Source organism: Nitratireductor sp. XY-223, assembly GCF_004959855.1.
Lineage (GTDB): Bacteria > Pseudomonadota > Alphaproteobacteria > Rhizobiales > Rhizobiaceae > Hoeflea_A.
The window spans coordinates 627,881-647,442 of record NZ_SPNT01000003.1 but is presented as its reverse complement, the minus strand read 5'-3'; the positions used below and the strand labels follow the sequence as shown (position 1 = coordinate 647,442).

Genomic DNA, 19,562 nt, shown 5'->3' with positions numbered 1-19,562 from the left:
GTGTCAGCCGACGGCGCCGATGGTGGACAAGGCTGCCTGTATCGCATCCCAGCCCTCGTCGCCGAGTTCGTTGCGCAATTGCGCCTGGGCTTCACGCCAGTGCGGAATCATCTCCCGGACAAGCGCCTCACCCCGTTCGGTCAGAATGTATTGCTGTGGCCGTCCCTGCCCGGAACTGTCCGTTTCTATATAGCCGCGTCGTTGCAACAGCTTCAGATTGCGGGTCAACGTGCTGCGCTCGATGGCCATCTGCGACGCCAGTTCGGTGACCGAGCGGTGATGACCGGAGGCGACATTGAAAAGAAGCGAGACCTGCGTGCATTGAAGGCCATAGGGGCGCAGCAACTTGTCGTAGCGGCGCGTGACCGCCCGCGCCGCCCGTCGCGATTTCAGGACCAGGCATTCACTGCCCATATTTTCGGGAATCTCGACGGCCATGGAACCATAGATAAATGTGTATATACACATTTTCAAGATCGTTTCAGAGCGTTAGAATTTGTTAACTCCGATTCGTGTCGCGACTTGCTATGAACCCGGCATTGGCCCTCATTTGGGCACACTGTTTTTGCAGTGAAAGAAGTGCATGAAGATAGACAAGAACTACGAGCTGCCGTTTCCGCCTGACCGCGTTTTTGCGGCCTGGGTTTGCCCGGAGACAGTGATCCCTCCCGCCACGCGGATGGAAATCGACCCGACGGTCGGCGGTCACTATCGCCTTTTCATGGAAAGCGAGGACCGCTGCAACCGTGCCGAGGGCCTGTTTTTTGCCGTCGAGCCGGACCGTCACGTGCGCTACACGTGGGAGTGGGACCGGGACGGCGAGATCACGGAAATCGATGTTCTTTTCGAACCCGCAGACGACGGGACGGCTCTGCGCATCAGGCACTCCGGTTTTCGCAAGCAGGAAAGCCGCGACATGCATGACAGCGGCTGGGACAGCTATGTCGAGAAACTGTCGGCGATTCTGATGAAGGACCAGGAAACAGCTTCGGCCTGAGCGTTCCGCCTAGACCGTTTCATGGCTAGATTGAATCATTTGACCGTGGCGATTTTGGTCTCTGACTAGGCGGGTTGCGCGCCGTGGTGCCATTCCACCACAAGCGCGAGCCAACGCAGTCAGGGGCCAAAATCGCCCGGCACATTCTACATTTGTTTTCAACTTCCTTTTCCAGGGTGGCGGCAAATCGGCCCATCGGCGTTGTTGCGCCGCTTGCCCGATGCCCCACATCGCGCTGCGCGACGCGCCTAGCCGAATGGACCGATTTTCCGCCATCAAATGCTTCAAGCTAACCATGAAACGGTCTAGATGGCCTCGAGCGCCGAGGAAAGCTTCGTTACAAGTTCGTCGATCTGATTGTCGTCAATAATGAACGGCGGTGCCAGCAGGACATGGTCGCCGCGTACGCCGTCGATTGTCCCGCCCATCGGATAGCAGATGAGGCCGGCGTCGAATGCAGCCGCCTTTACACGCTTGTTGACTGCACGCTCGGGCGCGAACGGGCTTTTTGTTGCCCTGTCCTCGACAAGTTCGATGCCGCGAAACAGTCCCCGCCCCCTGATGTCTCCGACATGCGGATGCTGCCCGAATGCCGTGTTGAGCGCATCGGACAACCGCTCGCCCTTTTCCCGGACGCGCGCGATCAGGTCGCGATCCAGCATCGCGCGCACGACCGCGAGACTTGCCGCGCAGGCAACCGGATGACCGATATATGTGTGTCCATGCTGGAAGAAGCCCGACCCGTTTTCGATTGCGGCGTAGAGTTTTGCCGTACACAGCATCGCTCCGACCGGCTGGTAGCCGGCCCCCAGTCCCTTGGCGATCGTCACGATATCGGGGGCGATCCCCTCCTGTTCGCACGCGAACAGCGAACCCGTCCGGCCCATTCCGCACATCACTTCGTCAAGGATGAGCAGGATGCCGTATTTGTCGCAGATCTCACGGATGCGTCGGAAGTACCCTTCGACGGAGGGCGCAGCGCCCATCGTGGCGCCGACCACGGGCTCGGCGATAAACGCCATGACCGTTTCCGGGCCTAGACGGACAATTTCATCCTCGAGCTCATTGGCCACCCGCTGGCCGTACTCGAACGCGGTTTCACCTTCCCGGCGGTCGCGATACTCGTAACATGGCGCAATGTGCGAGGTATCGATCATGATCGGCGCAAACGGCCGACGGCGCCATTCGTTGCCCCCGGCCGCCAAGGCCCCGAGCGTGTTTCCGTGGTAGCTTTGCCGCCTGGCGATCAGCCGGTGGCGCTGCGGCTCGCCGGTCTCGATGAAGTACTGCCGTGCCAGCTTGATCGCCGCTTCGACCGCTTCCGATCCGCCGGAGACGAAGAAAACCCGGTCTATGTCCGGCGGGGCGTTCTCGACCAGCAGGTCGGCGAGCGTCTCGGCTGCCTCTGAGGTGAAAAAGCCCGTGTGGGCGAACGCAACCTTGTCGAGCTGGCGGCTGATGGCCGAGGCGATATCAGGATCTCCGTGGCCAAGGCAGGAGACGGCCGCGCCGCCCGAGCCATCGAGATATCTCTTTCCCGTTTGGTCAATCAGGTAACAGCCCTCGCCGGTCGCGATGACCGGCAGTTCCGACTTTGTATGTCTCGGAAAGACATGGGACATAGTGCGATCCAGTCAAACCTATCTGAGGGCAGTCCTGCCGCCCGGCGGATGTGTGAGAATCGCCGGCGGCCGCCGCAGTTGATGCTAGCCTTCGAAACATATGTATCAATATTTTTCTCGATGTAAACGCATTTGTTTCAACAACAGATGCGACAACCGGACGCCGGCCGAGCGGTCAGCACCGGCTGACCGGCCACGCCGGACAGGATCCGGACGCCGCGTCATTGCAAACGGTGAACGCGATTTCTATCCCCGGCGCGCCGGGTGCTCAGAACCCCTCCCGGGACTTCAAGCTCAAGTCGCCGGTGCTTCTCCTCAGCAGGCAAATGCGATTTCGTCAAGCAGCGGTCCGCAACGTTCCGGCCGCCCGCCGCAGCAGTCTTCCAGAAGAAAAGACAACAGCTCGCGGATGCCGTCGAAATTGGCGAAATAACGCACGGTGCGGCCTTGCCTCTCATTACGTATCAGCCCTGCATTCAGTAAAATCACCAGATTGGTCGATGTGGTGTTTTGGCGAACATTCAGCGCCTCTCCGATCTCTCCGGACAGCATTCCGTCATCGCCCGCCCGAACGAGCAATCGAAAAACCTCCATCCGGGTCTGTTGGGACAGCGCGGAAAGAGCGTTTAGTGCATTTTTCATATCCATTATTCTTGATTACTTGACGCAATTGTCACAAACAAGCCCCTCACACATCCGCCGCGGAACAACGCTGCGAGAGGTTATTTGCGGCGGCGGAGGCACTACCGATACGGACCACAAATCCGAAGCCCGTTGCGAAGGGATCAAAAGACCGGCCCCGCTTATAATGTGACTTGCACGACGCGACCGGCCGCCCCAAGAATAGGTGCGTCGCAAGCACTTGCACGTCGAGCTGTTCGTGCCGCTCAATCCGATCAAGGAGCCGCCTTGTATACGCTCTACTACGCACCGGACAACGCATCGCTTGTCATCCGTGTAGTGCTCGAGGAAATCGGCGCTGCATACAACACCTGGCTCGTGGACCGGGCGTCCAGGGAGCAGGAAACCGAGGCCTATCGGAAACTCAATCCTGCCGGGATGATACCGGTGTGCATCATCGACGGGGAACCGGTGTTTGAGACAGCCGCCATCGCGCTTAGCCTTGCCGACCGGCACGGGGCGCTGGCACCCCCGCCCCGATCCTCCGACCGACCGGCATTCCTTAAATGGTTGTTTTTTCTTTCCAATACCCTGCACCCGGATTTGAGGCAGCTGTTCTACCCGAAAAAGTATATCGGTCCCGATGCGGCAATGCTTGAGGTCCAGGCCCGAATGACACGTGACCGGCTGGATGGCCATTTCAAGGTTCTTGAGACCGCTTATGCCGATCTTGAGCATCCGTTTCTGCTCGGAAGCGATCCGACCATCGTCGACATCTACGCCGCGTTGTGCCTTCGCTGGCCGCAGCTTTATCCGGCCGACTCCCCACCCGCGCTCGTCCCCGCGGACTATCCTGCCCTGTTGCGACTGCTTCAGGCGCTGGAAACACGACCATCGTTCCAAAGGGCATTCGAGGCGGAGGGCATACCGCCGCCCTACCTGTCGGCCGCCCGACCATGCGACGGTTCACGGGGTTCGCCGCTGTAGCCGGTTTCCGGCACATCGCATGGATCAGCGAGCCCGCCTTGGCCGCTCAAACAGGCTGTCGCCAATACGGGGAAATATGCCTACCATATGACAATCGGTTGGCCGACTGTTTCCGGGAGAGTCCTGATGGATGCGAGAACACTCATTGGCGAGCGCCAGCGTCGCGTATGGCTCAGGGCCGGATCCGGCGCGTTCGGGACATTCCGCGATCTGGTCGAGCAAACCGTTGATCCCGCGCAATGGCCCTTTGCATGCGGCATGGAGCAGAACGTTCTCATCTACGACGGTGACGAAATCCGGGAGTTGGAACAGGACGCCGACAGCCGCACGGAGTTGATGGCCGAATGGGCGGAAGCGTTCCTGGATGGGCCCGGCGTGATAGCGATCAGGAATGCCGTGGAAGATCAGGAAGTCATCGATGTGGCGACCGGCGTCTTTGAGCGCATCATCGAGGAACAGAGGAGCACGGATGCCGGCGGCGGCGATCATTTCGCAAAACCCGGAGCCAACGACCGCATCTGGAACGCCTTGCAGAAACACTGTCTTGCCGCGCCCGAGAACTTCGCCCGGTATTGGGGCAGTGTCGCGATAGACCTTGCCAGCCGGGCGTGGCTGGGAGACGGCTATCAGGTGACCGCACAGGTGAACCGGGTCAATCCCGGGGGTGAGGCGCAGACGGCGCATCGCGACTATCATCTCGGATTCATGACACCCGAGCGGCTGGAGGCCTTCCCGTCGCTTGTCCACAAACTGTCACCGGCCCTGACCCTGCAGGGCGCGATCGCCCATTGCGACATGCCGGTCGAGAGCGGCCCGACGATGCTCTTGCCGTTCTCCCAGGCCTTCCACGAGGGCTACATCGCCTATTCGGATCAACGTTACCAGGACTGGTTCCGCGCCCACCGCTCACAGCTGCCGCTGAACAAGGGCGACGCCCTCTTCTTCAATCCGGCGCTGATGCATGCCGCAGGCTCCAATGTGTCGGAGAACATTTACCGCACGGCCAATCTTCTGCAGGTTTCTTCCGCCTTCGGGCGGCCGATTGAGGCGGTCGACAGAACACGGCTGTGCCTGCATCTTTATCCGGTGTTGCTGGCGGCCCGGCGCGACGGGACGATGACGGACCGGGAGATCGCCTGCGCCATCGCAGCAAGCGCCGAAGGCTATCCGTTCCCGACCAATCTCGACAACGATCCGCCCGTCGGCGGACTTGCTCCCAGTTCACAATCCGACCTGATGACGGAATTGCTCTTTGCCGGAGCGGCGACCGGGGAGGCCCTGGAGGCGCTGCGGGCGCAGGCCGAGCGAAAGCGTTCATGATGTAAGACGACAAGCTAACGACGGGAGCCATCGTGCCGGACCGCAGTACAACAATGCCTCTTGTGTTTGGTTTTCTGGCGGCTTTCTGCTGGGGCACGCACAGTGTCATCGTCCGCTACCTCACCGGCGACATGCACGGTGTCACCATCGCTGCTTTGCGGCTTTACATCGCCGCCGCCGCGCTGCTTGTCCTCATGAAGGTACTGCGTTTTCAGGTATCGAGCAGGCTGTCGGACCGCAATCTTCAGATCGCGGTCGGATCGACCGTCGTCAATTACATCTGCTTTCACATCGGGCTCGAATACACCAGTGCCTCGAACGCAATGATGCTGGAGAACACGGCACCCTTCTTCGTGCTGCTGATCTTGTTCCTGTTCGCCGGCGAGACCGTCAGGCGAAGAGATATCATTGCCGCGCTCATCGCCGTGACAGGCGTATTCCTGACCGTCTTGCAGGATATCGATATCGGAGGCGCAGGTCTGCGCGGCGACATGCTCGAGATAGCCGCGGGACTGAGCTGGGCCGGCTTTATCATCGGAAGCAGCCGGGCGCTGCGTGCCTCGGCGAGTACAGCGGAACGCGTCAATTTCCTTTTCAACGTCTTTATATGCTCCGCCGTCCTTCTGACGCCGCTGATGCTCATCTACCCGGGATCAGCGACATCCGGCGATGTCGCACTGCTCATCCTGCTTGGGCTGTTCCCGACGGCCCTGGCCTATTACCTCTGGTACGAGGCCGCGGCGCGCGTATCCACCGTGTCAGCGGCCTTGTTGTTCACGCTGTCGGTCATATTCACTTTCGTCAATGCCGCGGTTTTCCTCGGCGAGGACCTGTCATTCTATATCCTGGCCGGCGCGGTGCTGATCGTTGCCGGCGTGGTCATCACCTCGACGGGCAACGAAAAGTCCACCTAGCATTCAGCTTTGCGGACCGGCGGCTGTTATGCGGGCGACCGCGTCGATGTAGGCGGGCTGCTCCGCGACCACTTCGGCGTATGCCGCGCCCAGTTTCTGGCCGGCCGTCACGTCGACCGGGTAATGGACGCCGGCGACAACCCGGCCGTAACCGACCTGCTGTGCAAGGTCCATGATTTCCGCCTCGTGCTCGGGGAAAATTCCCGAAAGCAGCGTCCCGTAGACCGTTGCGCGGATGGCATGGCCGCTTGGATAGGCGGCGACCGGCCGCGCGTCACCGACCGGCTGGACACGCTCGTCGACCTGGAACGGCCTCGGCTCGTCGAACACGCCCTTCACAGCGTCATAGTCCATGCGCACCTCGTCAATCACTCCGTCAAGCGTCTCCTTCAGCAGCCTGCCGTCCACCTCGACCAGCGATGCGCTGATGATCGGCGCAAACCGTTCAAGGTCGAGCGGTTGCTCGGCAAAGGCCACCTGTTCGGGCGTACGCGTCTTCTGCAGCCAAAGAACAATGTCCATCTGCGTTTTGAATTCGGCGGAATCGCGCGCCGGCGGCGGTCCGATCAGGGCCTCAGCGTCGACCGCGCCGGCCGGCAGGAACCGCTTCCGGTCATTCTCGCTCGCCATGACAGGCAATGCCATCGCGATCACGACCATGATTACGGTGAAAACAACTGCAATGCGTTTTAGCACCTTGGAATACCTCCTTCTGGTACCTTCATTGCCGCCCCGTCTACAGTCGAATTTCAGGTAGGAACGCCGGCCTTTGCGCACAAAGCAACTTTAGTATGAAACCGTGGTGCGGATTGGCCTGTTCATGCATGTCACCAGGTGTCAGCAGAAGCAGCCGGACATCGGAACCATGCTTCACAAACGGTCCGCGGTGGAGGAAACTCCGGCCGGATTAAGCAAGGGCCGAAACTGGTGGAAAGATCGGAATTTGATGCCTATTGCGGCTCGTTGCCGGCGACGACCCATGTTGTGCAGTGGGGCGGAGCCTCGGTGTGGAAGGTCGGCGGCAAGATATTCGCGATCTGCTCGAATTGGGGCGATGGCGAGGGACACCGGTTCAGCTTCAAGTGCACGGACCTGTCCTACCAAATCCTGAGCGAGCAGGACGGGCTGGCGCCGGCCCCCTACCTCGCGCGGGCCAAATGGATTCAGCTGCAGGATCTTTCCGCCATGAGCGACGCGGAACTGCGCGGCTACATCGACGCGGCCCACGCCATCGTCGCCGGCACGCTGACCCGGGTCAAACGCAGGGAGCTCGGCTTGTCGTGACCGCCGTCCCGGATGACCGGCGGACTGACCGTCATGCCATCCCGGAGCGGAACAATCCCCAGCGCAGGCCGTGGAGGCGTCGCATCTGCACCATCAGATAGAGCGCCAGGCCCAGCATCAGGATCTCCGCGAGCGGGCCGGCGAACCAGATTCCCTGTTCGCCAAAGGCGAATGGGAGGACGAACGTCAGCGGCAGCCCGAATGCATAGGTCCGCGACAGGTTCATGGCCGCCGAGCGACCGGCGTCACCGGTCGCCTGAAAGTAATAGGCCAACATCATCGACGGGCCGAATAGGAAGAACAGTGCGACCATGTAGGGAAGAATGCGCCCGGTCTCGCCCGCAATTGCCGCATCGTCGACGAAACCGTAGCCGATGACATCGGCATAGAGCAGAAAACCGGATTCGATGATGACGCAATAGACAAGCGCGAACATCACCGCGAGCTTCAGGCTGGCGTCGGTGCGCGTCCAAATCTGCGCCCCGAAATTGTTGCCAACCACGGTCTGGAAGGCCATCGCAAGACCGAGCAGCGGCAGGAAGGAGAATGTCATCAGCCGGGTCGTGATGCCGTAGGCACCGACCGTTGCCTCGTAACTGTCCCCGCTCCACAGCTGCAGGCAGTAGATGACCGCCGCAGATGACAGCGACACGCCGAGATAACCCAGGCTGGGCGGTACGCCAAGCGCGAGATAGTCGCGCCAGTAACGCGTCATCCGGCCAAAGGTCAGGGCGCTGAAACCGAGAATTGACGGACTGACGCAACGGTAGGCGATGACGACAAGCGCGGCAACGAACTGCGCGGCAATCGTGCCGAGCGCCGATCCGGCGACACCCATGTCCAGTTTGGCGATCAGAATGTAGTTGAAGACAACGTTCAACAGGATCGTCGACAGGGAGGCCATTGTCATGAATGAGACCCTGCCCTCGGACCGCAGGAGGTCGAATAGCAGCATCTCCACGAAGGTGATCGGCGACAGCAAGACCAGGATCGCGATGTAGAGGTATCCCTGTCGCGCAATCGTTTCGGATCCTCTGGCGACCAGGTCGACGAGATCGCCGCCGACCAGCAGAAAAATGCCGACTAGGATCGCGCAAAAAATGAGCGACAACAGAACGGCTCCGGCAAAGGCGTTGCCAAGCACGCTCTTTGGTTCGCGGGCGCCAAGCAGGCGCGCCATGACCGATGCAAAGCCGTTGGTGACGATCGTCGCCATCGCAATCAGCATCATGAAGAGCGGGAACATCAGCGTGACGGCGGTCAGCGCCTCGGCGCCGACGAACACGCCCAGGAACCAGGCATCCACCAGATTGAACAGGCCGTTGACGAGCATGATCAGGATTATGGGCGCGGCGGTGCGCGCGAACACCAGGGCAAGCGAGCCCTTCAGGAACACGTTTTCCGGCAAATCATCGCCCTGGGAACCCGGGGTTTCCGCCGTCTGGCTTTCCATTTCGCGCATGACCGGTCATCTCCATCTCTGCAACCGTCCCACAGCGCCGCGACAAAACGATCCTGGTGCGGCGAATTCACCGCGTGCGAGACGACGCGTACGAATTATCCGGCAAGGTGAAATTCTTGCAGAAGCGAGAGGCTTGCTGTACTATACTTGACACTGTCAATTGACATTGTCAAGCGTACTGGAACCGACCCATTGAACAAACCGCTGACCGGCGATGAAATCGTCGAAAAACGCGCAAATCTTCTCGACTGCGCAATGGCTATCCTGGAAAAGGACGGCATCCAGGCACTGACTTTGCGGCGCCTGGCGGAGGAAGCCGGCGTCAGCCGCCAGACCCCGTATCTCTATTTCAAGGACAAGGCCGCGCTGGTGGATGCCATGCGCATAGCCGGCCTCAACCGGTTGACCGGGGTGGCGCAAGCGGCCGTCGCGGGCGTCGAACAACAGGACCTCATCGAACAGCTTCGCGTTGTCGGCGAAACCTATGTGCGTTTCGGACTGGAAAACCCGGCGGTCTACAAGCTCGTATTCACGCCGATCCGACCCGACGAGCCGCCTACCCCGGAACACAAGAAGGCGATCGAAGCCAACCAGAACGTTGCCGCGGCGCGCATGAAATCCGCGTGGAAGGAAGGCCTGCTTGCGCTTCCGCCCGACCGCCTGAACAACGTGTTCTGGGCTGCGCTGCACGGCCTCATCTCATTGCGCAACGAGGGTCTTATCGCTGACGGCGAGATCTTCGAGCAGATCCGCTCGGACATGGACTACGTGCTGGCCTGCGGCTTCATCGAACGGCAAGAGAAGTGACTGCGGCCGTCTGCGGTGTTCCGCCCCATCAATCGTCCAGAAGATTAATCGCCTCTCGCAGTTTGTGGATGTGATACGGCACCGCCCAGTTGTCGCCGGGTCCGGTTCTGACGCTCATGTCCCAGTATTTCGTGTGGGTGAAGAACGGCACGTTTCCCTTCGGTTTGCCTTCCTGATCGCGCTGCGGCAGCACCGGGATGTCGAGAATGCCCTGGAGCCTCGCCACCGGGGTCGAGAGATCGAAATGGTCCGCCACTGGCCCCGAGATGATGTCGCCCCACAGGATGTTCTTCGATTTCGAGTAGATGTTCGTCCACCGGGTGAATGCAAAATGCGCGGCGTGATGCGGATACCGGAAATATTCTCCGCTGGATGAGTTGCTGCCCAGCTGATAGCTGAAATGCTGACGCTTCGTCCTTGAATCCCATTCGAGCGCCGGCGGGCATGTGGGCAGGATGCGTTCCTCCTGCTGCGCCCTGAGATCCTCCTCGTCATGGGCCAGCAGGAACTCGGCGTGTGTCAGCGGAGAACCGAGCGTTATGAAGTCACTGACCAGCCACGGACTGCCGTCCGATTTCAGCTCCTGCCAGGCAAGGTTCTGCAGTTTCCGGAATTTGTCGAGGTCAAGCGTCCCGGACGTGTCGATCGCATGTTGAAGCAGTTGCTCGAGTTTGTGCCGGTACGGCTGCTTCTTGCGGGTCTGACCACCCCTGTCGAGATAGCGGTTTATGCGCGCAAAACTCTCCTTGAGGATATCGTAGGCGACCACGGTGCCCAGCGAGTGAGACACGACGATGATGCGTTCATATTCGGTGTTCCACGGGTCGCCCTTCTTGCGCTTCGACGGATCGACATCGCGCACGCCCATCAGCGTCTCGAGCAGCTCGACTCCCTTTTCGCGGATCTCCTGCCGCCGCGCGACATTGAGGGGTGTGGCTTTCACATAGCGTGCAACGTCGCCGAAATACTTGAGCAGATAGACGTTGATAAAGGCGCCGGCCGCGACAGAAACCACCGCGCCGATGACAGGTCCGATCCAGCTCCAGCACAAATCCGAGGCATCGCAGGCCGCATTGTCGCATTCGCCGGCAAGGCATTGCCGCAGGTCGCCCAGAGGCAATGTCGAACTCAGGAAAATGATCGCCACGACCGCGGTGCCGATCCAGAGCGCAATCCATGCGCCATAGACATTGTTCGGCACCCTTTTCGGGGAGCGCCACAGCAAGTCCGCGAACCAGGCCTTGAAATGCTCCCACGTCGTGCCGTGCATCAAGTGTGCCCAGTAGAATTCGTAGAAATCCGTCCGCACGCCGTTCCTGGCTTCCTCGGTCGTGATCCGACGCAATTCGAAGCTGCGGTTGCGCCGGTCCGGCTTGCTCCATACGGGATTTTGCACGCGCTGCTGACCGGTGTTGGAATCGGAACGTGTGCGGGGAATCAGGTTTTCATCCGTGACCCATGTGGCATCGACGAATCCGCGCAGTGTATCCATCGGCACCTGTTCACCCATGCCGTGGATCACCACTACCGCCTGTTTCCGCTTTTCCCCCGTCGCCCTTCCGGAACTCTCTTCACTTCTTTCCGTTGCCACTACCTAGCCTTGCTGGACCCCATGACGATCGCCGGATTTTGCAACAATTCCAATGAAAAGCAAAGTAGCATTCACGCCGCCGGCAACAATGCCGGCAACGCTGGGATACCGGCGCGGCCACCGCAATCTCCTCACGGGATGCCTGAATCCGGAACCGAAAATCCATAGCCCGGGCGGCACTCCATTCCCATTTGGAATGTTCTGGATAAACGCGCAATTCATGGCCGGTGAACCTGTAATAATTCTGTCACAAAAGGTATGATTTGATCGGCGTTGGTGTGGAGTTGAGCGTGATGCCGATGAGGTCCCGCGGGACTGTTGTCCTGCTGCTCTTTGCCGTTGTTTTGATCTCTTGCGTTGTTATTCCGGCGCCGTCTTCCCTCGCGCTTTTTGCCAATGAGTTTGGGAATTCCTCCACCCAAAATCTCGTAATTTTTCCCCTTGCCGGATTCGCTATACTGCTGATGGCGTCCACGCGCCGGCCGGATGCGACTGCGAATTTCGTGTGTCGGCCAGCGGCGGACACGCAGCAATCTGTCTGCCTGAATTCCATTGTTGGCGGTGATCACGGTCCCTCAAGCGAGAAGGTCCGCAATACTGCCTGTGCAAATTGTGCTGCGCGCTATCCATGGGAGGTTTCATGACAACATCGTCGGCATTCGGCACTGCGTTTATCCATCACCCGCATCATCAGAAGGAGTTGCATTTGCCCGGTTGCGACACTCAGCCGGAATGAAGGGATAGGCCGTCATGAGAAAGTGGTGGAAGAGAACCTCGCTGGTCTGCGCAGGTCTGCTCCTGACGATGAACGCAGCGGCAGGATTGCCCCTTCTCGGGGGCCAGGCAACATTCGGCGCCAGCATACGGGACTGTCAGGATTGCACGCACCCGGCACCGAACCGGCTGCTGCGGACTGTCAAGTTCGAGGAAGCCCTCGATGCGGATCCGGACGAGAGTTTTCCGCTGGATCCCGAAAGCGCCTATGACTTCAATGAGAGGGGCAACTACTATCTCCAGCAGGAGGATTTCGACGCCGCCATTCGTGAGTATACGCGGGCGATCGAGCTCGACCGGCTGTTCGGGTTCGCCTATTTCAACCGTGGAACGGCCTATGGAAACAAGGCGGCGTACGGCCGCGCGATAGCCGATCTCAATCGGGCCGCGGAATTGCTGCCGCATGATTTCGAGACGTTCCGCCGGCGCGGAGAGGTCTACTATGACTGGGAACGGTACGAACTGGCCCTCAACGATCTGGGAGAGGCGATCCGGCTCAACCCGAGGGACTTCCAGGCGTTCAACATGCGGGGTCTGGCCTTCGGCAGGCTTGGACAGGACGAAAAGGCCGTAGCGGATTTCAGACGGTCCGTGCTGCTCGAACCCCGCTACTATCCCGCTTATGTCAATCGCGGCAACGCCTACCGGAGACTTGGCGAACTCGACAATGCATTTGCGGACTTCGACAAGGCAATCGCGATCGAAAGCAGCGACGCACTGAATTTCTATTTCAGGGCCGACGCCCATCATGCCGCGGGTCAGGTCGAAAACGCGATCGCCGACATGAGCGAAGCAATCCGCCTGGATCCCTGGGATGCCGATTATTTCTTCAGGCGCGGCCTTTATCATCAGGAGCTGACGGATTTTCAGAAGGCGGCCGACGACTACAGGGCCGCGTTGAACCTCAATCCGGCCTTCTCGTCGGCGCTCAACAATCTCGGCAACACGCTTCATGCCCTGGGCGAGACATACAAGGCGCTGATCTTCTACAACGAGTCCATTCGCCTTGAACCGCAGGACAATATTGCCCGTGAGAACCGCGGCCTCGCCTACCAGTCACTGGGTCACGGTACGCTTGCGCATGACGACTTCACAGTCGCGATCGAACTGGCGCCGAGAGAAGCGAGCGGCTACGTCAAACGGGGCTACAACCTCCACGAACTCGGCCGGTACGACGAAGCGCTGGAAGATTTCAACCAGGCCGTCGCCTTCAGCCCGTCGGACCCTGATGTCTATTTCTACCGAGGCCTGCTGCTTGAAGCGATGCAGCAATTCGGGCGGGCGGCACGGGACTTCAGCCTCGCCATACGGCTCGATCCCAACGATGGCTACGCCTATTACAATCGTGGCACGATGTACCGGCAGGCCGAACGCTTCGAGGCCGCGATCGCCGATTTTCACGAGGCGATCGCGCGCATGCCGGAGGATTCGGACAGCCATCTCAGCCTCGGGATGTGCCTGGAACAGATCGGTCGCTGGGACGATGCGTCAGCCGCCTATCGCGAGGCGCTGCGGATCGATCCCGACAACGCGGCGGCCTATGTCGGACGCGGCAACGTCCACTTGAACACCGGCCGATACCTGCAGGCCGTCAACGACTTTGACATGGCCATTTCCCTCGAGGAGAACAACGCCACCGCGTTCTACAATCGCGGCGTTGCCTATGGACACGCCGGGAAAGACGACCTTGCGCTTTCCAGCTATCAGGAAGCCGTCAGACACGACCCCGGCTACCGGGACGCCTACATGAACATGGGTCACATCCTGCAATCGCGCGGCGAGCTGGAGCAGGCTGCAAGCCAGTTCCGCCGGCTTATGCGGATGGATATGCTGGACCCGGAACCGCACCTTCGCCTCGGCCAGCTCTATCTGGAAATGAAGCGGTATGACGAGGCTGCGGACCAGTTCGACCGGGTGATCGGCAGCCGGCCCGACTGGGCGGAGGCCTATTTCGGGCGGGCAATAGCCAGACGCAGCAATGGCCTGCTTATGGAAGCCGTCGAGGACTTCACAAGGGCAATCGAACTGGAACGCGACTTTGCCGAGGCGCTGTTCGAGCGGGCCAACACCTATTACAGGCTCGGTCAGTACCGGCATGCGATCGAGGGTTACTCGCGTGCCATAGCAATCACCCCGAACATCGCCGAGTTCTACGCCAATCGCGCCAATGCCTACAACAAGCTGCATATGCGGCACATGGCCGAAGAGGATTTGATCAAGGCCGCTTCGTTCAACCGGCGGCGGTGAAGGTCCGTTGGTGGCGACCTGTGTTTCACGTCGGCACCCCGTCGCCGTCCGGATGCCCCTGGGCTTCGGGTTGGTTTGCATCGATAGCCGAATCCTGATTGCATGCGCCCATGGTTGTAAGCAGACAGTCCGTTGTTACCGATGATGGTGTCTCCTTGAGCTATCTTACGGGCGGCTCTGGGCCGCCCCTGATCCTATTGCACGGCTGGTCTCAATCAGCTGATCTGTTTGCCGGCCAATTCGAGGCGTTTTGCGCAAGGCACACGGTTTTTGCGCTTGATTGGCGGGGACATGGTGAGTCCCAAAAGACCGCGGACGGCTATCGCATCGCACGCTTCGCGAAGGACCTGGACGACTTTCTGGACGCGATGGGGATCGACCGGTTCGACGTTGTCGCACATTCTTTGGGCGCGTCCGTGTTCTGGGCCTATCTGATGCTGTTCGCCCGCCGGCGGCAGCCACAAAAGCTTGTTTTTGTCGATGAGCCCTCCGCGTTGCTGGCGCGGCCGGATTGGAGCGAACAGACCCGCCTTCGGGCCGGCGCCATCATCGGCTCAATGCAGGCGCTTTCGGATTTCAAGGCGGCTGTGCGCGAAGCGGACACAGCGGAAAAACACGCAGCCCTGTTGCGACCCATGTTTACCGATGCGTTTAGCGAAAAACAGCTTCTGGAACTGGCCGCCGAAAATCTCAAGTTGCCGCGTCACCATGCCGCCGAATTGCTGGAGGACAACTGCCTGCAGGATTGGCGGTTCCTCATCCCGACAATCCGCAATTCGGTTCTTGTTGTCGCCGGGGAAGCGAGCGTCCATCCGATCGAGTCGCAACAGTGGATTGCGGAACAGATTCCCGGCGCGATCCTTGAGACCGTGTCCCGGTCGGATGGCGGAAGCCATTTCATGTTTGTCGAAAATCCCGAAACCTTCAACACCCTTGTGCTGGACTTTCTCTCTCGCTAGCCGGCCGGCCTTCAGCGGTCCACAGTTGTTTGCCATAGTGAGAATTTCGCTTCCGCTTGAACGTCCGCCGGAGGGCCGCCTTCCATGTACTACCCATCTGCTGGATCCATCCTGCAAATCGCTATCCCGTTCGCGCTCCTGACTACAGCCCAGTGCCTTGCCGCCGACCCGGTGCCGATCAAACCGTCCGGCAATGAGCTGTTCGCGGACCATGACGAGAAAGCCAGGGCCTTCGAAAATGTCAGCGGCGCCACCTGTTTCGAGGACGGCACATGCATTCTGGTCGCCGACGAAATGATCGCCGTTCAGCGGATCGAGCTCGACCTCGACAAGGACGCGCCGACCTTTGAGGCAGGGCGCACCTATGGCCTGATCTTCGGCGACGATTGCACGGACATTTCGAACAGGAAGAACTGCGAAGAGGTCGACCTGGAAGCCATCGCCCGCGATGGCCGCAATGTCCTGGTCGCCGGCTCGATGGGCAATGCCAGCAGGAGCGGCAAGAAGGAAAAGGACCGCTGGTTTCTGGCACAGTTCGCAATCACCAAAAAGGGGAATCCGAAGAAAGGCAGCCTCTCGGTGCAATCGAAAAGGAGCCTGTTGAAGCGGCTCTTTTCCGGCCATGAGGCGCTCGGTCCTTATGTGGAAAAACCGCTGCAATGTGGCGGGCTCAACATCGAAGGCATGGCGCTGTCGGACGGCGACATCTTTTTCGGGCTGCGCAGCCCGACCGACACCGGCACCGGCGAGGCATTCATCGTCCAGTCGCCCTCATCCATACTGCATGCGGACAAGAAATCCGACGTGGAAGGAACAATCCTGCATCGTCTGGTGTTCCGCGACGAGGAGGGGAAACCGATGGTCGGCACAGGAATCCGGGCGCTGGAGCCGTTCGGCGACAGGCTGCTGATCGCCACGGGCGACGCCGGCGTCGACCCGCCGCGCAAGGAAAGGCTGCAGGAGATACTTGAGCGCTGCGACGATGTTCCGAACGGCGCGGACCTCGCCAATGTAACGGGAAGCAAACCCCGGATTCCGCGAATCTGGATCTGGGACCCGCGTGCTTCCGGGGACCCTCGCCTTCTGGCCACGCTCAATCCGCCCTATGCCGCCGAAAAACTTGAAGGCATGGCCGTTCTGCCGGCCACATCGGGCGGCAGCAAGGTTGATCTCCTGCTGACCATCGACGGCCAGAACGACGTTCTCGCCCTGGCGCTCCTGCGGGACCTAGACACTTCGGATTGACGCGCCTACTGATTGTTGCAGTAGTTCTTGACCGCCCAGTCGATGTTGTTCTGCAGCGTCGCAATCCGCTTTTTGTAAAGGCTGGTGAGACAGCCTGTGTCGGAACCGCAAGCGGCGCGCGATTTGAGGAACGCCTGCGCCTCGTCCTGCCGGTTGCCGCTTGCACCCATCAGCAGCGGCATCGCCTTGTATCCGTACCACAGACCCGCCATCTCGGAATCGAGCGATGACAGCTCCGGGCTGGCGCAAACAGCCTTCTCGTCGGCACCAGACGCTTCGGAACAATCGAAGCTGGCAGCGCCCGCCGCTGAGAGCGTGCTCAAACATACGAGCCCGCTCAGGACAATCGTGAGATGCCGGGAATTTCGAAAATTTGTTTTCATCGACCGATCCTCTAACGCCGTTGAAATGTCCCCGGACGGAGCGAAGCCTGTCCAGTTTCCAGACCGCCGTTGCCCGCTGCCAAGGGACGCGTGCTTTGCGCTTTCTGCGGTGGGTAGACACGCCGCATCGGCAAATTGGCCTTCCGCGCTTCGTATATCTGCAGTACACTTTGTCACAATATTGCCCGCTGCCGTAACTCGTTGAAACAAGAGACTGACAGCATGAAAAATACGCAGGATTGTTCCAAACCGGGCCCCGGCGTTTTTGGGGTTACCACACGTCCGGCACCATCGAATTTCAGAGAAAATTTTATTCACAAAAACAGACCCATGTTTAACGTTCCTCATACGTCGTTGAGCTTGTGCGCCCTTGCCGTCGCCGGCCTGCTCCTTTCAGGATGCAGCAATGGCCAGCAGGTGAAACTGGCCGACGCTCCGATCCCGACTTCGCGCACATTGGCGACTCAGGCGGATCCGCAACCGGCGGAATCGCCCTCGCAGGCGGCACTCGGCGAGAATACGGAAAATTCGCTGGAGCAAGTTGCAGAAGCGCCACAGTCGCCTGTCGACGGGGAGGAACCGATGGAGGCGCCGCAGGTCGCGGAAGCTGCAGAAGCGCCCGTACCGGTGACGGCCCCGAGGGCCGAAACGAGCACCGTGGTCAAGGCGGTCACGGTCACGGAAAAACCGGTCAGGAAGATCGAGACGACAGACATTGTCGAAACACCGGAACGGATCATCGAGCGCAAGGAGACGGTGGAAACGACCGAGCGCGTAGTGGACCAGGTGCAAGTCGACGAGGATGCCGGCCGCGTGGTCGAGCAGGTTGAAGTCATCGAACGCACCGAAAGGACCGTCGATACTATCGAAGTCGACAAGACGACTGGCGCTGCCGTCGAGACGATCGTCCGGAGCGAGCCGGTTAAAAAGGAAGTGGAAACGATGACTGTGGTCGTCGAGGCCGCATCGGCGGACGATGCTCCCAGAGACCCTGCCCGCCTGTTTACCGGCCCCGAACAGTCCACCCCGGCGGACTACAGGGGCTACGGCATCGTTGCGATCCGGGCCGACACGCCGCCTTCCGAACGCCAGCGTCTGAACATGATCTGCGAAGCCTTCGTTGCTCCGCTTCCAGCTCGGCCTGAAGGCGAAAACGCCGGAATGGTAACCGTCTGGCCGGTTTCCTCGACCGCGCATGCCGATGAACTCAACGCCGCGCCGCGGCAGCGCATTTGCGGGGACGCGGTTGAGCGATACGGGCTTTCCGAAGGGCGGCGGGCCATTGTCGACACCGAACGGACCGGCTGGATCCTGGATAACAGGGGCCCCTATCTCCTTGCCTGGTCGCCGCCAAGCGCCAAGGGGACCGCCGGTGCGCTGGTGCTGCTTGTCGACCTTTCGGGTGTGACGACACCCGAGGCCGCGCAGGTGGTCATGCAGCGCTGGTCAAGCGATATCGAGCGAAACGCCGATCTATGGGCCGGCAAAAGCTGGGATGTCGACCTGCTGCGACCCATCATCGCGAGCTGGCGCGAGCAGTTCGGCGCGCGCACCCTGATGCTGCTGGGTCCGGTCGGCGGCTGACCGCCGGGAACAACATTGCGCAGGATTATTCGCTAGCCGAACCCGGCATGCCGGCAAAACAGGTGATGCCGTCGGGCACGTTGAGCCAAGCGGGCTTTGAGCGCGTGAAGACATAGCGCTCCGGCTCGAACCAGAACGTTGGGGGATCGAATGTGCCTCCGGCGATGCCGCGATGCCCGGGAAGAAACTCCAGGGTCCAGGTGAGGACCGTCCCGCAATCTTCGCAGAACTGGCTGTCAATCCAGCGGCCGGCGTCCGAATTTAACCGGTGGGACTTCAGGTTTCCACTCAGGAACTCAACGTCGTCTTCAGCAAAGTAGACCGATACACCAAGAGCGCTTCCGGTTCGTTTGGTGCACCATTCGCAAGAGCACAGGCTGACGCGCTTCGGTTCTCCGCTCGTGCGGTAGCGCACCCGCCCGCAAACGCACCCGCCTTCGTGGATTTCACCCATTGTGCCCCTTTCCGGCCGGTTGCTCACGGCTCCGCGCTTTCAAACTCGTCATCCCTCTCTTCGAGCGCGGCTTCGTCGGTCGAGCAGTCGACCACATATTCCCGGCCATCCCACAGAATGTAGCATTCCGTTGCCTCGACAACCTCCTCGTCGGCGACGTCCCGGTTGCCGCAAGCTTTTGGAATAACGACAAGAATCACGAAAGCCAGCAAGGATGCCGTGAACGCGTTCTGCCAGCCCTGATTGAGCATTGCACAGTCCCTTGCCGACCGATCAGGCCTCCATTGAGACCGGCAGCCAGTGTCGTGCAG

At 60.3% G+C, this 19,562-nt stretch carries 20 protein-coding genes; 10 read left to right on the top strand and 10 right to left on the bottom strand.

Annotation, left to right across the window (positions count from 1 at the left end; all coding sequences use genetic code 11):
* Nucleotides 1-3 precede the first annotated feature (3 nt).
* A complete protein-coding gene (locus E4M07_RS14745; protein WP_136659094.1) occupies nucleotides 4-468 on the bottom strand; it encodes a MarR family winged helix-turn-helix transcriptional regulator in 465 nt (154 codons plus the stop codon).
* Between the two features lie 115 nt (nucleotides 469-583).
* On the opposite strand from E4M07_RS14745, the gene E4M07_RS14740 reads away from it, so the two are divergent.
* Nucleotides 584-997, top strand: a complete 414-nt coding sequence (locus tag E4M07_RS14740; protein WP_136659093.1) for an SRPBCC domain-containing protein — start codon at nucleotides 584-586, stop codon at nucleotides 995-997.
* Between the two features lie 305 nt (nucleotides 998-1,302).
* Here E4M07_RS14740 and E4M07_RS14735 read toward each other — a convergent pair whose 3' ends face one another.
* Nucleotides 1,303-2,619 (bottom strand): aspartate aminotransferase family protein, encoded by a 1,317-nt coding sequence (locus E4M07_RS14735; RefSeq protein ID WP_136659092.1) that lies wholly within the window; start codon nucleotides 2,617-2,619, stop codon nucleotides 1,303-1,305.
* Between the two features lie 315 nt (nucleotides 2,620-2,934).
* The gene (locus E4M07_RS14730) at nucleotides 2,935-3,261 is read right to left on the bottom strand and encodes a helix-turn-helix domain-containing protein (RefSeq protein ID WP_348640521.1); all 327 of its coding nucleotides are present in this window, start codon (nucleotides 3,259-3,261) and stop codon (nucleotides 2,935-2,937) included.
* Between the two features lie 267 nt (nucleotides 3,262-3,528).
* Here E4M07_RS14730 and E4M07_RS14725 point away from each other — a divergent pair, with 267 nt between their 5' ends.
* From E4M07_RS14725 to E4M07_RS14715, 3 genes are all read left to right on the top strand, one after another.
* Nucleotides 3,529-4,227: a glutathione S-transferase family protein gene (locus E4M07_RS14725; protein ID WP_136659090.1), complete on the top strand. Its 699-nt coding sequence runs from the start codon at nucleotides 3,529-3,531 to the stop codon at nucleotides 4,225-4,227.
* A gap of 126 nt (nucleotides 4,228-4,353) precedes the next feature.
* Nucleotides 4,354-5,547, top strand: a complete 1,194-nt coding sequence (locus tag E4M07_RS14720; protein WP_136659089.1) for a phytanoyl-CoA dioxygenase family protein — start codon at nucleotides 4,354-4,356, stop codon at nucleotides 5,545-5,547.
* A 53-nt stretch (nucleotides 5,548-5,600) separates the two neighbouring features.
* Nucleotides 5,601-6,461 carry a DMT family transporter gene (locus E4M07_RS14715; protein ID WP_136659088.1) on the top strand — a complete coding sequence of 287 codons (861 nt, stop codon included), beginning with the start codon at nucleotides 5,601-5,603 and terminating at the stop codon, nucleotides 6,459-6,461.
* Nucleotides 6,462-6,464: 3 nt separating this feature from the next.
* Here the strand turns inward: E4M07_RS14715 and E4M07_RS14710 are convergent, their stop codons facing one another.
* Entirely contained in the window at nucleotides 6,465-7,157 is a 693-nt protein-coding gene (locus tag E4M07_RS14710) for a phosphatase PAP2 family protein (RefSeq protein WP_136659087.1), read from the bottom strand.
* A 231-nt stretch (nucleotides 7,158-7,388) separates the two neighbouring features.
* Here E4M07_RS14710 and E4M07_RS14705 point away from each other — a divergent pair, with 231 nt between their 5' ends.
* Nucleotides 7,389-7,745 carry an MmcQ/YjbR family DNA-binding protein gene (locus tag E4M07_RS14705; RefSeq protein ID WP_136659086.1) on the top strand — a complete coding sequence of 119 codons (357 nt, stop codon included), beginning with the start codon at nucleotides 7,389-7,391 and terminating at the stop codon, nucleotides 7,743-7,745.
* Nucleotides 7,746-7,776: 31 nt separating this feature from the next.
* Here E4M07_RS14705 and E4M07_RS14700 read toward each other — a convergent pair whose 3' ends face one another.
* On the bottom strand, nucleotides 7,777-9,207 hold the full coding sequence (locus E4M07_RS14700; RefSeq protein WP_246660460.1) for an MATE family efflux transporter: 1,431 nt from the start codon (nucleotides 9,205-9,207) through the stop codon (nucleotides 7,777-7,779).
* Between the two features lie 192 nt (nucleotides 9,208-9,399).
* Here E4M07_RS14700 and E4M07_RS14695 point away from each other — a divergent pair, with 192 nt between their 5' ends.
* The gene (locus tag E4M07_RS14695) at nucleotides 9,400-10,014 is read left to right on the top strand and encodes a TetR/AcrR family transcriptional regulator (protein ID WP_136659085.1); all 615 of its coding nucleotides are present in this window, start codon (nucleotides 9,400-9,402) and stop codon (nucleotides 10,012-10,014) included.
* A gap of 28 nt (nucleotides 10,015-10,042) precedes the next feature.
* Here E4M07_RS14695 and E4M07_RS14690 read toward each other — a convergent pair whose 3' ends face one another.
* The gene (locus tag E4M07_RS14690) at nucleotides 10,043-11,605 is read right to left on the bottom strand and encodes a hypothetical protein (RefSeq protein ID WP_246660459.1); all 1,563 of its coding nucleotides are present in this window, start codon (nucleotides 11,603-11,605) and stop codon (nucleotides 10,043-10,045) included.
* A gap of 218 nt (nucleotides 11,606-11,823) precedes the next feature.
* Nucleotides 11,824-12,174 (bottom strand): hypothetical protein, encoded by a 351-nt coding sequence (locus tag E4M07_RS14685; RefSeq protein WP_136659084.1) that lies wholly within the window; start codon nucleotides 12,172-12,174, stop codon nucleotides 11,824-11,826.
* Between the two features lie 181 nt (nucleotides 12,175-12,355).
* Here E4M07_RS14685 and E4M07_RS14680 point away from each other — a divergent pair, with 181 nt between their 5' ends.
* The 3 genes from E4M07_RS14680 to E4M07_RS14670 all read left to right on the top strand — a co-directional run bounded on the left by E4M07_RS14680 (nucleotide 12,356) and on the right by E4M07_RS14670 (nucleotide 16,830).
* Nucleotides 12,356-14,626, top strand: coding sequence for a tetratricopeptide repeat protein (locus tag E4M07_RS14680; RefSeq protein ID WP_136659083.1), 2,271 nt, complete (start codon nucleotides 12,356-12,358; stop codon nucleotides 14,624-14,626).
* Nucleotides 14,627-14,736: 110 nt separating this feature from the next.
* Complete coding sequence (locus E4M07_RS14675) at nucleotides 14,737-15,585, top strand: alpha/beta hydrolase (protein WP_136659082.1); 849 nt, start codon at nucleotides 14,737-14,739, stop codon at nucleotides 15,583-15,585.
* An 84-nt stretch (nucleotides 15,586-15,669) separates the two neighbouring features.
* Complete coding sequence (locus E4M07_RS14670) at nucleotides 15,670-16,830, top strand: DUF3616 domain-containing protein (protein WP_136659081.1); 1,161 nt, start codon at nucleotides 15,670-15,672, stop codon at nucleotides 16,828-16,830.
* 5 nt (nucleotides 16,831-16,835) lie between these two features.
* Here E4M07_RS14670 and E4M07_RS14665 read toward each other — a convergent pair whose 3' ends face one another.
* Complete coding sequence (locus E4M07_RS14665; RefSeq protein ID WP_246660458.1) at nucleotides 16,836-17,153, bottom strand: hypothetical protein; 318 nt, start codon at nucleotides 17,151-17,153, stop codon at nucleotides 16,836-16,838.
* 390 nt (nucleotides 17,154-17,543) lie between these two features.
* On the opposite strand from E4M07_RS14665, the gene E4M07_RS14660 reads away from it, so the two are divergent.
* Nucleotides 17,544-18,797, top strand: coding sequence for a hypothetical protein (locus E4M07_RS14660; RefSeq protein WP_136659080.1), 1,254 nt, complete (start codon nucleotides 17,544-17,546; stop codon nucleotides 18,795-18,797).
* Between the two features lie 25 nt (nucleotides 18,798-18,822).
* Here the strand turns inward: E4M07_RS14660 and E4M07_RS14655 are convergent, their stop codons facing one another.
* Both E4M07_RS14655 and E4M07_RS14650 read right to left on the bottom strand, forming a co-directional pair.
* Nucleotides 18,823-19,251, bottom strand: a complete 429-nt coding sequence (locus tag E4M07_RS14655; RefSeq protein ID WP_136659079.1) for a GFA family protein — start codon at nucleotides 19,249-19,251, stop codon at nucleotides 18,823-18,825.
* A 23-nt stretch (nucleotides 19,252-19,274) separates the two neighbouring features.
* Nucleotides 19,275-19,502 (bottom strand): hypothetical protein, encoded by a 228-nt coding sequence (locus tag E4M07_RS14650; protein WP_136659078.1) that lies wholly within the window; start codon nucleotides 19,500-19,502, stop codon nucleotides 19,275-19,277.
* Nucleotides 19,503-19,562 lie beyond the last annotated feature (60 nt).

Bases quoted from the DNA above. Each gene is read 5' to 3' on its own strand.
- E4M07_RS14745 (WP_136659094.1), bottom strand. From the start codon at position 468: ATGTGTATATACACATTTATCTATGGTTCCATGGCCGTCGAGATTCCC.
- E4M07_RS14740 (WP_136659093.1), top strand. From the start codon at position 584: ATGAAGATAGACAAGAACTACGAGCTGCCGTTTCCGCCTGACCGCGTT.
- E4M07_RS14735 (WP_136659092.1), bottom strand. From the start codon at position 2,619: ATGTCCCATGTCTTTCCGAGACATACAAAGTCGGAACTGCCGGTCATC.
- E4M07_RS14730 (WP_348640521.1), bottom strand. From the start codon at position 3,261: ATGAAAAATGCACTAAACGCTCTTTCCGCGCTGTCCCAACAGACCCGG.
- E4M07_RS14720 (WP_136659089.1), top strand. From the start codon at position 4,354: ATGGATGCGAGAACACTCATTGGCGAGCGCCAGCGTCGCGTATGGCTC.
- E4M07_RS14715 (WP_136659088.1), top strand. From the start codon at position 5,601: ATGCCTCTTGTGTTTGGTTTTCTGGCGGCTTTCTGCTGGGGCACGCAC.
- E4M07_RS14700 (WP_246660460.1), bottom strand. From the start codon at position 9,207: ATGCGCGAAATGGAAAGCCAGACGGCGGAAACCCCGGGTTCCCAGGGC.
- E4M07_RS14680 (WP_136659083.1), top strand. From the start codon at position 12,356: ATGAGAAAGTGGTGGAAGAGAACCTCGCTGGTCTGCGCAGGTCTGCTC.
- E4M07_RS14675 (WP_136659082.1), top strand. From the start codon at position 14,737: ATGGTTGTAAGCAGACAGTCCGTTGTTACCGATGATGGTGTCTCCTTG.
- E4M07_RS14670 (WP_136659081.1), top strand. From the start codon at position 15,670: ATGTACTACCCATCTGCTGGATCCATCCTGCAAATCGCTATCCCGTTC.
- E4M07_RS14660 (WP_136659080.1), top strand. From the start codon at position 17,544: ATGTTTAACGTTCCTCATACGTCGTTGAGCTTGTGCGCCCTTGCCGTC.
- E4M07_RS14655 (WP_136659079.1), bottom strand. From the start codon at position 19,251: ATGGGTGAAATCCACGAAGGCGGGTGCGTTTGCGGGCGGGTGCGCTAC.
- E4M07_RS14650 (WP_136659078.1), bottom strand. From the start codon at position 19,502: ATGCTCAATCAGGGCTGGCAGAACGCGTTCACGGCATCCTTGCTGGCT.